The sequence below is a fragment of the Psychrobacter sp. Pi2-52 genome, from assembly GCF_904846705.1.
GTDB lineage: Bacteria > Pseudomonadota > Gammaproteobacteria > Pseudomonadales > Moraxellaceae > Psychrobacter.
Genome location: NZ_CAJHBS010000021.1, coordinates 1 through 12,984, shown reverse-complemented (window position 1 = coordinate 12,984; position 12,984 = coordinate 1). Strand labels below are relative to the sequence as shown.

Sequence of the window (12,984 nt, the reverse complement as noted above, 5' to 3'; positions counted from 1 at the left end):
GACTCACCGCACTTTGGTTAACCAACCTGCCCTCTTACTTTTCTTTTATTGACTCACTGACCGTTTGGGCTCTGATCTTCTATGAATAAACCGATAACTCCCAATACCGAACAGGTCAACAGTACCTTTACCAATCGTATTATCATCTTTGGGATTATAATATTGATTGGTTTGGGCGGTTTGATAACACGTTATGGGTATTTGCAAGTCTATGCTCATGATCAGTACACCACGCAAGCCGATAACAACCGTATCAAACTAATATCTGCGCCGCCTAGTCGTGGGTATATCTATGATCGTAACGGGGTAATACTGGCAGACAATCAGCCTGTATTTACAGCGATGCTCAGCCCTGATGAAGTCGAAAATCCTGAGCGCACGTTGCATCTGCTTGCGCCGATTTTTGATTTAACCGATACAGATATCACTGACATTTTGGCGCGTCTAAGTAAAAATAAAAACGACCCTGTGACGATTAAAATCGATTTAACAGAAGCACAGTTGGCTCAGTTTAGTGAGCGTAAGCCTTTCTTCCGCGGGGTCTCTATCCAAAGCAAGCTTACGCGCTCTTATCCTTATGATGAGCTGTTTGCCCATGTCATCGGCTATGTCGGACGTATCAATGACAAAGAGTCAAAGCGTATTGATAAAGACCGTTATGCTGGTACTGACTTGATTGGTAAAATCGGTATTGAAGACTACTACGAGGATATTTTGCTTGGGCAACCGGGTTATCAATCGGTAGAGACAGACGCACATGGCAATATTTTACGTCAACTGGATACCAAGCCGCCAATAGCGGGTAACGATATTACGTTGAGCTTGGATTATGGTTTGCAAACCATCGCCCAACAGCAACTCGATGGACGCCGCGGTGCAATCGTCGCGATAGATCCCAAAAACGGTGATGTATTGGCATTTGTTAGTAATCCAAGCTACGACCCTAACCCTTTCATATCGGGTATTTCTTTCAAAGACTACGACGATCTGCGTGAAGATTTAGATCAGCCACTATACAATCGCGCACTCCAAGGGATGTACCCCCCTGCTTCTACTATTAAACCGTTCGAAGGTTTGGGCGGTATTCATTATGGTCTACGCGATTGGAACAGCACTATCTATGACCCTGGTTATTTTAGCTTACCTGGTGACACGCATCGATTCCGTGACTGGAAACGTGGCGGTCATGGCACGGTAGACCTCAAAAAATCCATCATGATGTCGGTCGATACGTATTACTACAAACTGGCCTACGAGATGGGCATACAACGTCTACATGATTGGATGACACGCTTTGGTTTTGGTCAACAAACAGGCATTGATTTGCCCAACGAAAAATCAGGCATCATGCCATCGCCAAAATGGAAAAAAGACACTTACGATAAAGACTGGCTACCGGGCGAAACCATCTCGGTCAGTATTGGACAAGGGTATTTCTTGGCAACGCCGCTACAGATTGCCAACGCTACAGCCATGACTGCCAGTAAGGGACAGCACATTACCCCGCATTTATTAAAGAGCAGTGACGGTGCTGCGGACGTCAAAATCATCACTAAGCCAGATGGCAAAATAGACTACAACGGTAAGCCGTCTGACTGGCTACGAATGCATGATGCTATGGAAGACACCGTCAAAAGAGGGACAGGCCGCGGCATCTATACTCCACGCTATCGTATCGCTGGTAAAACAGGTACTGCACAGGTAAAGTCTATCGCTCAAGGCCAGCGCTATGACAAGTCAGCAATCGATAAGCGTCACTGGGATCATGCTTGGTTTAATGGTTTTGCCCCAGTAGAAGACCCGCAGATTGCCCTTGCAGTATTGGTTGAAAATGGCGGCGGTGGTAGTGCTGTTGCAGCGCCTATTGGCCGTGCTCTATTTGACTACTGGGTATTACAACGTAAGACAGATCCTGTGCTGCCACCTTCTGCTGATGAGCTAAAAGTCATTAAACGCCAAAAGGCTTTTGAAAAAGCGATGCGTGATGCCATTCGTGATAAAGAAGCAAAAGCATTGGAAGAGAAAGAAGCCGCGGAAGCTGAAGCGGCAGCAGCGACGTCTGAGTAACTAGACGTTTAAGTGATTAATAGTATAAAAAGCAAAACCTAGCAAAGAATTGGTAAGCGAGACACGATAATGAAAAAAGCCTCAAATGGACGCGCACCAAAGAATAATCGTAAGGCGAAAAGTGCGGCAGCGGGTGATGTACGCATTATCGGTGGTCAGTTTAAGCGCCGTATTGTAAGTTTCATCGATGCAGATGGCCTGCGCCCGACCCCAGATCGCTTGCGGGAGACTTTATTTAACTGGCTACTCGCTGACATTCATGATGCCCATGTACTTGATAGCTGTGCTGGCAGTGGCGTACTAGGGTTTGAAGCGCTATCTCGCGGTGCGGCCCATACGACATTTATCGAAATCAACCCAGCACAAAGCAACATGCTACGTCAGAGCGCTGAGCAATTACGCCTTGAGGCTGCTGCTTATCAAGTCATCACTGGCACTGCTGAGCAAATATTGCGTCAAGAGCAGCTGACTGCGCGCCCCTTTGACATTGTATTTATCGATCCGCCTTATGCTCAAGATTTATGGCAGCCTATTTTGACTGCACTTATTACCAATACCTTAATAAATACTGAAACACTGATTTATTTAGAAGCTGATAAAGATTTGTCAGCACAGCTTAAGCAATTGGAAGCGTCGCTAAATGAGAATTTAGCCCCCCAATCAAACGTTACTCAGCAACCAATCGCTTTTGAATGCTTGAAACAAACCAAAGTCGGACAAGTTGTTGCTGGACTTTATCGTCTATCATCGTCATAATTGTCGGGTTAATGAAAGCCGTTAACGTATTTTATAAATGTTTAGAACCGCTAAAAACTGGCCGACGCTGCAGTTTAATGTATATAAGGCGAAAATAAACCCCAATGCAGCTTGCAAGCGTAGGCGCTACTGCTTATAATATGCAGTCTGTTTTTTGAGAGCCCCGTTCCCAGCTAAACTCTCAACGAATTCTAATTTTAAGGTTTTATCATGAAAACACTTAGTGCAAAACCAGCTGAAGTGACCCATGACTGGTATGTCGTAGATGCTGACGGCAAAACCCTTGGTCGCTTAGCCACTCAAATCGCAACTCGCTTACGTGGCAAGCACAAGCCTTCTTTTACTCCGCACGTTGATACTGGTGACTTTATTGTTGTCATCAATGCTGACAAAATCACGGTAACGGGTAAAAAAGCACAAGACAAAAAGTACTATCGTCACAGTGGCTACCCAGGTGGTATTAAAGAAACCAACTTCAATAAGTTGCTTGCACATAAGCCTGAAGATGTTCTACACAAAGCAGTTAAGGGTATGCTTCCAAAGGGCCCTCTTGGCTATGCGATGATCAAGAAGCTGAAACTTTATGCGGGTACTGATCATCCACATACTGCACAGCAACCTAAAGAACTAGACATCTAAGGATATACTTATGGAACGCAATTACGGAACTGGTCGCCGCAAGACGTCTACTGCTCGTGTATTTTTATCAAAAGGTACTGGTAGTATCGTTGTTAACGGTAAGCCACTTGACGAATACTTCAGCCGTGAAACTTCACGCATGGTTGTACGTCAGCCATTAGAACTACTAGACTCTGTTAACGCATATGACTTATATGTAACTGTTGCAGGCGGTGGTATTAGTGGTCAAGCTGGCGCAATCCGCCACGGCATCACACGTGCATTAATCGAAGCTGACGAAACTTTGAAGCCTGCCCTAAAAGCAGCTGGTTTTGTTACTCGTGATTCACGTCAAGTTGAACGTAAGAAACTGGGTCTACGTAAAGCACGTAAACGTCCACAGTTCTCAAAACGTTAATCAAAACTCTCTCTTATCTTTTTGCTGCTGTTGTCTTTTTCTCAGAGCTTCAGTAACAAAGTTAAATAAGAGTCTGGTTTTGCAAAACCTTATAAGCTGGTCACAGCTTATAAGGTTTTTTTATGCCTACTGATAGCGTGTTGATTATCTGATTGTCTTCATCAAACCAGCTTTGTTTTACGGTAATAATTAACATGAGCACCTTGTTTCGACACTGCAAAGTAGAGCGTCTGTAGAAATTCTAACTTGCAAAGCATTAAACGCTACCCCATCATATCAGTAACTTTTTATTATTAGCCATGATGCCTCAAACCGTGCTGCAGAAGGATATTATGAAAGCGCCAGAACAATTCGACCCTAGCAAGCCATCTGCCAATAGCAGCGTACCGCCTAGCATGAAACAGTCGGCTAAGTCGCCTGCTATACCTGCTGGCACGCCGACAATTACCCAAAATCATAAGCGTACAGCGCAAGCAGATAACAAGCCATTTCAGTGGCAGTTCTTATCACCAAAGAATTGGGGCATTTGGCTGTTATTTTTGATAATGCTACCCATGATATATCTGCCGTTACGTTGGCAGTTTTGGCTAGGTCGTAAGCTCGGTATGTTGATTTATAAAGTTGCTGGCTCACGTAGACGCGATACGCTAATCAATCTGAAGTTGGCTTTTCCAGAAAAGCCCGAAGCTGAACGTGAACTGATGGCCAAGCAAGTCTTTGTCAATCAAGGTATTGGTGTGTTTGAAACGTTATGCGCTTGGTTCAGGCCAGATATATTTACTAGAACTGTATCCATCTCAGGGTTACAGCATATTGTTAATGCGCAAAATGAGCAGCGACCAGTTATCCTGCTCGGTGCGCATTATACGATGCTAGATTTGGGTGGCCTATTATGTGCGCAGTTTTTCCCTGTAGATTGTATGTATCGTACGCAAAACAATCCTTTATTAGACTGGTTTATTTATAATGGTCGTACCAATATATTTGGTAAGCAAATCTCTAGTCGTGATATGCGTAGCCTAGTTACCTCTATCAAAGCAGGACACGTCATCTGGTATTCTCCTGACCAAGACTATGGCCTCAAGCAAGGTGTTATGGCACCATTCTTCGGTGTGCCCGCCGCGACTATCACTGCATCGCGTCGCATGGCAAAACTGGGCAGCAAAGCAAAGCCACCAGCTGTTATGGCACTTCATACTTATCGGCAGACACCTGATAATTTGCCGCGTGGTAAACGCCCCCATTATCATTTGACGATTACGCCAGAATTAGACAACTATCCAAGTAAAGATGAAGTCGCTGATGCCACTCGGGTCAATGAAGTTTTAGAAGGGCTCATTCGTATTGATCCCACTCAGTGGATGTGGTTCCATCGCCGCTTCAAACATGGCCCAAACGGTCGTACTGATATCTATAAGTAAATCTTTATTCCCAAAAATACTGGTGAAGTTTGCTATACTTTGCGGCTAATATTTTGCATTTTAGCTGTGCACTGATAATAATTTGATAAACAAAATAACGGATTTTCCATGAGCAATAACAGTACTCCTGACAATCAAACTTCTGATACTTCAACCGAAGCTAAGCGCATCCTGACTGGTATTAAACCAACTGGCATTCCACATTTAGGTAACTATGTTGGCGCTATTCGTCCAGCGATTGAGTCTATTCAAAATAGTGATCATGAAGCGTTTTTCTTTTTAGCAGACTACCATGGCATCATCGGCTGCTATGACCCTGCTATCATTCACGAATCGACGAGAGCCATTGCCGCTACGTGGATTGCTTGTGGTTTAGACCCTGAGCGTGTGACGTTCTATCGTCAGTCAGACGTGCCTGAAATTCCAGAACTTGCTTGGATTTTGAACTGCTCATGTGCCAAAGGTTTGATGAACCGCGCTCATGCCTATAAAGCAGCCGTTGATATCAATACAGAAAAAGCCGATGTCGATCCTGATCAAGGTGTCACCATGGGTCTGTTTGGTTATCCCGTGCTAATGGCGGCAGATATCTTGATGTTTAATGCGACCCATGTGCCTGTTGGGCGTGACCAAGTGCAGCATATCGAGATGGCGCGTGATATCGCAGGTACTTTTAATCATCGTTATAAGTCGCTTTTCACGCTACCGTCAGCAGTCGTTGATAACGATATACCGCTGCTTACTGGGCTTGATGGCCGCAAGATGAGTAAGAGCTATAGCAATACGATTCCCCTATTCGGTGAGCCAAATCCACAGGTTAGTCCTGAAAAACAAATGCATAAAGCCATCATGAAAATTGTGACTAACTCACAGCTACCTGATGAGCCAAAAGATCCTGATGATTCAGCTATCTTTGAGATTTATAAAGCATTTGCGACCGCTGAAGAGATTGCTGATATGCGTGCGCGTTATGCTGCTGGTATTGGCTGGGGTGACGCTAAGCAATCCTTATTTGACAAGATTAATGATGAAATCGCGCCATTCCGTGCACGTTACGAAGAGCTGATGGCCAATCCAAAAGAGCTAGAAGAAATCTTGCAGATGGGTGCAAATAAAGCCCGTCGCCATAGTCGTAAGCAACTAGACAAAGCTCGCCGTGCTATCGGTATCCGCCCGCTTGCTAAGCTTAAATAATCGTTGCTGGAATAGTCGTTTTACTGGCGCAATTTATTATCAAAGCGGGTGCTAAACGTGCAAACTGAACCAAACACCAAACAGGCGGCTTTGTCTAAAGCCGCCTTATCTGCTATGGCTGATTCAACCTCCGAACTTACAGACAATCAGAGCGAGCATGATGAGTCAGTCAACCATGATATGTCGCTACGTATCTATCAGACGCCTGTGCAGCACTTGCCAGAAGATCTATATGTACCGCCGCAAGCCTTTGCTATTTGGTTAGAGCAGTTTGCTGGTCCATTGGATTTTCTATTGTATTTGGTCAAAAAGAACAACGTCGATTTGACCCAAATGCCCATTTTGCCCATCACTGAGCAGTACTTAGCTTATATCAGTGAACTAGATACCGAACACTTTGAGTTAGCAGGTGATTATCTGCTAATGGCATCAACGCTCATCGCTATCAAAACCGAGTTGCTATTGCCTGCCCCTGATACTCCAACCGACGAGCGTGACCCAAAAGCAGAGCTAATCGAGCGCCTTGAAGAATACGCGCAAATCAAATTAGTCAGTCAGCGCTTAGACAATCTAGTACGTCTAGAGCACGATGTGTTTTTGGCAATGGTTAGTATGCCTGGTCAAGACGTTATGAATGCGGAACTGCCAAGCTACTCACCTAACTTGCTGATTGATAGCTTATTTAAAATGCAGCTACAGCCCGACTATCAAATGCACACGATCAAAGTTGATGCGGTACCCCTTGCCGATCGTATTGCCAGTATTAGCAGACAATTAAGTATAGATGGGGCGCGCTCCTTTTATGAGCTACTAGACAAGGCACAAGGTAAAATAGGCGTGGTCGTGAGTTTTGTCGCCGTACTTGAGCTTATAAAGCGGCAGTTAGTTGGTGTGGTCAATATTGAGACAGATAGCGGTATCGTCAACTCTGTTTCCAATAATTCTGATCAGACTAATATGAATAATGAATCCACAAATCTCACATTACAGTGGTTAGCCTAGTAGCCTCTAAGACTATCTCCTAGCCCATTCTCTATGAAAAAAACATTGAAATAAGAGCATACTTTAGATGGTAGATATTGAAGGCCCAAAGCAACATGACGAGACCCGAGACCCAATAACTATGACTACATCTCCATCAGCTGAAGCACAGCATGATTCTTTGGAAGAGATGAGTAAACGTATCGAGGTGCTGCTGCATGCATCGGAGGCACCGCTGACCGCTCACGCATTAAAGAAACATTTGTCATTATCTACTAAAGAATTAAAGCAGACTTTGGAAGTGCTGCAACAACGCTTAGATACAGGTGTGCTTAGGCTACATGAGACCGCCAGCGGTTATCGTTTACAGATATCTGATGACTATAGCAGTCTAATTCAGCGTATTTTTCCGCAGCGTCAGGAACGCCTGAGCCAAGCCCTACTTGAAACCCTAAGTGTTATTGCCTATAAACAACCTGTGACACGCAGTGATATCGAGCATGTGCGCGGAGTAACATTATCGAGCAATATACTGCGCCAGTTGTTTGATAAAGGATGGATTGTAGAGAAAGGCTTTAAAGATACTTTAGGCCGTCCTGCATTGCTTCATACTACTGCGCAGTTTTTAGATGCCTTTGGATTAAGCCATTTAGATGAATTACCACCTATGCCAGATATGGAAACCATACGAGCCATGTCTTAAATTTTCTGCTGAACAAACTATAGTTACTCACATAAAAAAGGACAGACCTCATAGGATCTGTCCTTTTTATTATGTTGCTAATTTTGAACTGATATCAAAACCTAGCAATATCTATGTTAATTACTGATTAATCACATCAACACCCTTTGGCGGTGTAAATTTAAACTGACTACTACCAATACTTGGGTTCATCTTAATACCGCTAAACTTAATAGAGGTTGTCTGTCCCAAAGTATCATTTAATACCATCATGACAGGTTTGCCACCACTAAAGCTTATTGAAAGACTTTTAAAACTTGCACTGTCTGACTTAGGATAGAGCACATAGTAGTTTTTGTTGTCATATGGCTGAGTGATTTTAAAGTTTTGATCAATCTTGCTTGGATCACCTGATAGTAGCAAGGCTGGTGTATTACCTACTTGACTGTCAACATTCTGCTTAGTCGCTTGCTCTAAATCCTTGTCATAAACCCACATAGAGTTACCATTAGCAACGATCAGCTGCTCTGATGGTGACTTGGTTTCCCAGCGGAAATTATTTGGACGTTGGACACTCATAGAGCCTTTAAACGTACCACTGCTCGCACCTTTAGTCGTTTGACTAAAATTAGCCGTCATACTCTTGGTATTGGTCAGCAATTTATTCAAACGTTTAGCTGCTGTTAGGTTATCAGCAGGAGCTGCTGTAGCCGTTTGAGTCAATGCCATCATTGGCGCTGCGATACCTATCGATGTCATTAATACACCTGCTAAAGCACCACTCATCATTTTTTGTTTGGTTGATTTTTTCGTAGATAAGTTCATCATAAATCCTCTCTAAAAAAGCATAATCGCTTTAAAGTTGTCGCTAAAAATAAAATATTCTATTGAAATTTTTGTTTTCTATAAATACTGATTTTACAAAGTTAAAACTGGTAACCATCAGCAATGGCAACAGTGTGCCAGTTTTTTTATTACGCGCCTAGTCATGATTTGCAATCTTTACTACGGCTGCCATACACGCTTGTAACCAATACAGTTACACGGTAAAAGTTTGCATGTAGCATCGTTAGTTGGCGAAACCGAGGTAATGAATACAGCTAAACCTTTAAGTAGGTAAGTTAACAGTATAAAAGAGCAAGAAATATGTCTGCTACAACTGAATGCTCATCTCAATTTTGGTAAGCAATTTCATTATTATGACTAATGGTTTCCTTGAAAGATGACGTGCTTTCTGCCTTCCATCATTAATAATGCATAAATTAATAGATAAAAATTTGCTAGAAATCCTAAAGAAATAGCTATGATGATGAAAGTTTCAGTTCCCTCTAAATAACTTCTCATTACTTTAGAGTTACCCGCTGAAGTAAAACCAAAAAACCAAACCCAGCCTAAGTTGATAGCGATAAGTAGCGATGCAGTTATAAAGATAGATCTTTTGGGATTTTCTCCCACTTCATGATTCAACTTATTTGAATTTCTTGCAGCTAATTTGAATTCTCTGACAATCTCGAATGACAATCCTTTAAAAAAATAAGCAGCTGTTATAACAATAAAAATCATTATGAAGTACAAGACTGTAAGGTCATTCAAAAGTCTTATTCTACCCGAGGCTAGCTCCATGGATTGAGCGAAGGGTGTTATTCCGGCAAAATCCGAGAAATAATTCCCAAACATTAACGGTGTAAAAAACACGAGCCCGAATCCATAAAGATAGATATATTTAAAAGGTGATAAGTCATTAAGGATATTTAGCATGGTCTTATGAGAAATATAGTGCTGTTTTTTCATTTTTCCTTCAAATCTATCCACGATTTCATTTATTATCTCATCAAACCTTTTATTCAAACTATCCGTCTTTCATAAAAAGATACTAGTTGAGATTGTTGAAATAGTATATTTTAAGAACCAGCGTTGAGTGTTATTGTTCAAAATACCATTCCCTAATTCTTATCATTATCTTACGATACCCTACAAACGTAAAAAGCCCCTACTACCATAAGGCAGTAAGGGCTTTTTTAATTATCTGACCATTCTATTCAAAGAATCAAACGATCTAAATAGATAATTATGCGTTTTCAACCGTAACATAACGACGGTTAAATTTACCTTTGGTCGCAAACTTTACAACACCGTCATTCAGTGCAAATAAAGTATGGTCACGACCCATGCCAACGCCTTCGCCTGCGTGGAATTCTGTACCACGTTGACGAACGATGATGTTACCAGCTGTGATAGCTTGGCCACCAAAGATTTTTACGCCTAGCATTTTTGGGTTTGAATCACGACCGTTACGGCTCGAACCGGCAGCTTTTTTATGTGCCATGAGAAAATCTCCTTGTTAATTTGACTTATCGCTGATGCGATAACTCTTAAGCATTTAGTGCGCTATTTAGCAATAATTGCTAAATGGATAATTAGGCATTAATCGCTTTGATTTTTAACAAGGTATACCATTGGCGGTGACCTTGTTCTTTGTGATAATGCTTACGACGGTTGTGCTTGATGATACGGATTTTTTCGCCGCGACCATGCTCAACAACTTCAACTTCTACGCTAGCGCCGTCAACAACAGGCTGACCGATTTTGACGTTATCGCCGTCAACAACCATCAACACGTCTTCAAATTTGATTGTTTCGCCTTTTTCTGCTTTTAGTAGTTCAACTTTAAGCAATTCATCGACGACTACACGGTGCTGTTTACCACCAGTTTTGATTACTGCGTACATTGTATGACTCCGTTTAACCCGTGTGCCGTGGCTGATGTTATATCAACGCTTTTACGACGAACACGACAGGGAAAAATTAAAGGCAAGATTTTACGGCTTTTTGCTCATAAAAGCAAGCCGCGCCTCTTGTTTTTGCAAGGTGGTTACACTAATGACCATCTCTCGTTTTGCTATAACTGCTGCTCATCAAAGAAAGTCAATAAATGACAATACGAATATAAACATGAGGAATAGTAATGATAAGTGATAGATTAAGCCCAACAGCGGCCATTATAACTTATGCAATCAGTTACTTACAGCCTTTTATGAATCATTTATGTGACCAATAAGCTTAAAACGCGCTAGAAAATATATCTGTACAACATAAGACATTTCTTATCGTTTTTATTCTATTCAATAGGCATAGTAAGCCCTGTATATCATATGCTTGACCTACTTGTGCTATATACTTTAACCAACAATTTAAGCAGATAGCTATGCTATCATAAGCGAAATAATACCTTACCTATAGATAAATGAAGTCAAGGTTATAAAAACTCTCTTTACTCTTATTAATATGACTATTTATTATGACTATTACCTCTTTAAGTAACACCGATTCCATTCCGCAATCAACCCCTAGCTATGCTGATATTCAAAGTATCGTGGCCAATGATTTTGAGGTGATGGACAAGCAAGTATTTGGTAGTCTCAACTCAAAAGTACAGCTCGTTATGAGCGTCTCGCAACACGTGATCAATGCTGGCGGCAAACGTATGCGTCCGTTGATTACCTTGCTTTGCGCACGTATGTTCGATGACAATCCATCAGAAAAGGCCATGCATCTAGCTGCTATCACGGAAATGTTACATACCGCTACCCTAGTCCATGATGATGTCATTGATGAGTCAGGGCAACGCCGTGGAAAACCGACGGCAAATGCAACGTGGGACAACGCCACTGCCGTATTGGTCGGTGACTATTTGATTGCTCGTGCTTTTAATCTCTTGGTTGGCTTTCAGAGCCTGCCATTGTTGCAAGTGTTCTCCGATGGGACTTGTGACATTGCCGAAGGCGAAGTGTTACAGCTACAGCACCAGCATAACCCTGCCGCGACAGAAGAAGATTACTTATGCATTATCGATGGCAAAACATCACGCCTTTTCATGATGGCGACCCAAGGTGCTGCTATCTTGCAAGACAAGACAGAATATATGACGGCATTGGGCAATTTCGGACAGCATTTTGGTAATGCTTTCCAAATTATCGATGATGTGCTCGACTATAGTGGCGACAGTGAAGTGATGGGCAAAAACTTAGGCGATGATCTTGCTGAAGGCAAACCTACCCTACCGACTATCAAAGCACTCGAGCTACTCAAAGACAGCGACACTGAAGGCTATGAGCAGTTACGTATTGCCGTTCAGACAGGTAAGACACCAAACGCTGAACAGCTTATTGAATTGGTACGTAGTTCTGGCTCATTGGCTTATTGTAAGCAGCGCGCTCTAGAAGAAACTAAACTGGCACAAGATGCACTGAGTACGCTACCAGACAACCGTTATCGTACAGGCTTATATCAATTGACTGAACTCGCTAGCGCCCGATTAGTATAATTAACGCTGAGTCGTCTGTGTTATTAACTAATTAAGACGACTCTTTTTTTTGACAGAATTTTTTAGCATGGCTTTTTAGCAAACTCCTTCAGCAATTGATGAATAAGAAGCTCATAAATTAAGAAGTACCTTCTCAAAAACTATAGTCAAGCCCACCTAAAAATGTTATAAATTAATTATCAAACCCAATTGTTATTATAAAGACCATGACTTACTCACTAGATTTTCGTAAACAAGTTCTTAAAAGTATAGATGATGGTATGACCTTTGCCGAGGCAGCTGAGTTCTATAATCTTAGCCCAACCACTATACAGAACTGGAAGAGACGTGTTCATAGTAAAACAACCAGGCAAACCAAACCCTATAAAATACCAGATGACGCGCTACTTAATGATGTTAAAGAACATCCCGATGATTACCAGTATGAGCGAGCGCGTCGTCTAAACTGTAGTAAAACAGGCATTTATCATGCCCTAAAGCGACTTGGCATCAGTCAAAAAAAAGACCTTAGAACACCCAAAAG

The 12,984-nt window shown here is 42.2% G+C and carries 14 protein-coding genes; 10 read left to right on the top strand and 4 right to left on the bottom strand.

Annotated features, from left to right (window positions below; all coding sequences use genetic code 11):
* Positions 1 to 81 precede the first annotated feature (81 nt).
* The 8 genes from mrdA (at position 82) to scpB (ending at position 8,158) form a co-directional block, all read left to right on the top strand.
* The gene (mrdA, locus tag JMY00_RS10965) at positions 82 to 2,067 is read left to right on the top strand and encodes a penicillin-binding protein 2 (protein ID WP_179798395.1); all 1,986 of its coding nucleotides are present in this window, start codon (positions 82 to 84) and stop codon (positions 2,065 to 2,067) included.
* A gap of 69 nt (positions 2,068 to 2,136) precedes the next feature.
* Positions 2,137 to 2,823 carry a 16S rRNA (guanine(966)-N(2))-methyltransferase RsmD gene (gene rsmD / locus JMY00_RS10960; RefSeq protein ID WP_201580175.1) on the top strand — a complete coding sequence of 229 codons (687 nt, stop codon included), beginning with the start codon at positions 2,137 to 2,139 and terminating at the stop codon, positions 2,821 to 2,823.
* A gap of 210 nt (positions 2,824 to 3,033) precedes the next feature.
* Entirely contained in the window at positions 3,034 to 3,462 is a 429-nt protein-coding gene (rplM, locus tag JMY00_RS10955; protein WP_057761004.1) for a 50S ribosomal protein L13, read from the top strand.
* A gap of 10 nt (positions 3,463 to 3,472) precedes the next feature.
* The gene (gene rpsI / locus JMY00_RS10950; RefSeq protein ID WP_101206364.1) at positions 3,473 to 3,859 is read left to right on the top strand and encodes a 30S ribosomal protein S9; all 387 of its coding nucleotides are present in this window, start codon (positions 3,473 to 3,475) and stop codon (positions 3,857 to 3,859) included.
* Between the two features lie 332 nt (positions 3,860 to 4,191).
* Positions 4,192 to 5,280, top strand: a complete 1,089-nt coding sequence (locus tag JMY00_RS10945; protein WP_201580174.1) for a lipid A biosynthesis acyltransferase — start codon at positions 4,192 to 4,194, stop codon at positions 5,278 to 5,280.
* Positions 5,281 to 5,388: 108 nt separating this feature from the next.
* Complete coding sequence (locus JMY00_RS10940) at positions 5,389 to 6,474, top strand: tryptophan--tRNA ligase (RefSeq protein WP_201580173.1); 1,086 nt, start codon at positions 5,389 to 5,391, stop codon at positions 6,472 to 6,474.
* A 180-nt stretch (positions 6,475 to 6,654) separates the two neighbouring features.
* Positions 6,655 to 7,476 carry a segregation/condensation protein A gene (locus tag JMY00_RS10935; protein WP_201580201.1) on the top strand — a complete coding sequence of 274 codons (822 nt, stop codon included), beginning with the start codon at positions 6,655 to 6,657 and terminating at the stop codon, positions 7,474 to 7,476.
* A 121-nt stretch (positions 7,477 to 7,597) separates the two neighbouring features.
* Complete coding sequence (gene scpB, locus JMY00_RS10930; RefSeq protein ID WP_201580172.1) at positions 7,598 to 8,158, top strand: SMC-Scp complex subunit ScpB; 561 nt, start codon at positions 7,598 to 7,600, stop codon at positions 8,156 to 8,158.
* A gap of 120 nt (positions 8,159 to 8,278) precedes the next feature.
* Here the strand turns inward: scpB and lolA are convergent, their stop codons facing one another.
* The 4 genes from lolA to rplU all read right to left on the bottom strand — a co-directional run bounded on the left by lolA (position 8,279) and on the right by rplU (position 10,866).
* A complete protein-coding gene (lolA, locus tag JMY00_RS10925) occupies positions 8,279 to 8,962 on the bottom strand; it encodes an outer membrane lipoprotein chaperone LolA (RefSeq protein WP_201580200.1) in 684 nt (227 codons plus the stop codon).
* Positions 8,963 to 9,340: 378 nt separating this feature from the next.
* The gene (locus tag JMY00_RS10920; RefSeq protein WP_201580171.1) at positions 9,341 to 9,985 is read right to left on the bottom strand and encodes a hypothetical protein; all 645 of its coding nucleotides are present in this window, start codon (positions 9,983 to 9,985) and stop codon (positions 9,341 to 9,343) included.
* A 220-nt stretch (positions 9,986 to 10,205) separates the two neighbouring features.
* Positions 10,206 to 10,463: a 50S ribosomal protein L27 gene (rpmA, locus tag JMY00_RS10915; protein WP_021813611.1), complete on the bottom strand. Its 258-nt coding sequence runs from the start codon at positions 10,461 to 10,463 to the stop codon at positions 10,206 to 10,208.
* A 91-nt stretch (positions 10,464 to 10,554) separates the two neighbouring features.
* A complete protein-coding gene (gene rplU, locus JMY00_RS10910; RefSeq protein WP_057761012.1) occupies positions 10,555 to 10,866 on the bottom strand; it encodes a 50S ribosomal protein L21 in 312 nt (103 codons plus the stop codon).
* Between the two features lie 569 nt (positions 10,867 to 11,435).
* On the opposite strand from rplU, the gene JMY00_RS10905 reads away from it, so the two are divergent.
* Both JMY00_RS10905 and JMY00_RS10900 read left to right on the top strand, forming a co-directional pair.
* Entirely contained in the window at positions 11,436 to 12,461 is a 1,026-nt protein-coding gene (locus JMY00_RS10905; protein ID WP_201580170.1) for a polyprenyl synthetase family protein, read from the top strand.
* Positions 12,462 to 12,721: 260 nt separating this feature from the next.
* The coding region (locus tag JMY00_RS10900) for an IS630 transposase-related protein (RefSeq protein ID WP_346765013.1) at positions 12,722 to 12,984 on the top strand (263 nt) is incomplete at its 3' end.

Bases quoted from the DNA above. Each gene is read 5' to 3' on its own strand.
- mrdA (WP_179798395.1), top strand. From the start codon at position 82: ATGAATAAACCGATAACTCCCAATACCGAACAGGTCAACAGTACCTTT.
- rsmD (WP_201580175.1), top strand. From the start codon at position 2,137: ATGAAAAAAGCCTCAAATGGACGCGCACCAAAGAATAATCGTAAGGCG.
- rplM (WP_057761004.1), top strand. From the start codon at position 3,034: ATGAAAACACTTAGTGCAAAACCAGCTGAAGTGACCCATGACTGGTAT.
- rpsI (WP_101206364.1), top strand. From the start codon at position 3,473: ATGGAACGCAATTACGGAACTGGTCGCCGCAAGACGTCTACTGCTCGT.
- JMY00_RS10945 (WP_201580174.1), top strand. From the start codon at position 4,192: ATGAAAGCGCCAGAACAATTCGACCCTAGCAAGCCATCTGCCAATAGC.
- JMY00_RS10940 (WP_201580173.1), top strand. From the start codon at position 5,389: ATGAGCAATAACAGTACTCCTGACAATCAAACTTCTGATACTTCAACC.
- JMY00_RS10935 (WP_201580201.1), top strand. From the start codon at position 6,655: ATGTCGCTACGTATCTATCAGACGCCTGTGCAGCACTTGCCAGAAGAT.
- scpB (WP_201580172.1), top strand. From the start codon at position 7,598: ATGACTACATCTCCATCAGCTGAAGCACAGCATGATTCTTTGGAAGAG.
- lolA (WP_201580200.1), bottom strand. From the start codon at position 8,962: ATGAACTTATCTACGAAAAAATCAACCAAACAAAAAATGATGAGTGGT.
- rpmA (WP_021813611.1), bottom strand. From the start codon at position 10,463: ATGGCACATAAAAAAGCTGCCGGTTCGAGCCGTAACGGTCGTGATTCA.
- rplU (WP_057761012.1), bottom strand. From the start codon at position 10,866: ATGTACGCAGTAATCAAAACTGGTGGTAAACAGCACCGTGTAGTCGTC.
- JMY00_RS10905 (WP_201580170.1), top strand. From the start codon at position 11,436: ATGACTATTACCTCTTTAAGTAACACCGATTCCATTCCGCAATCAACC.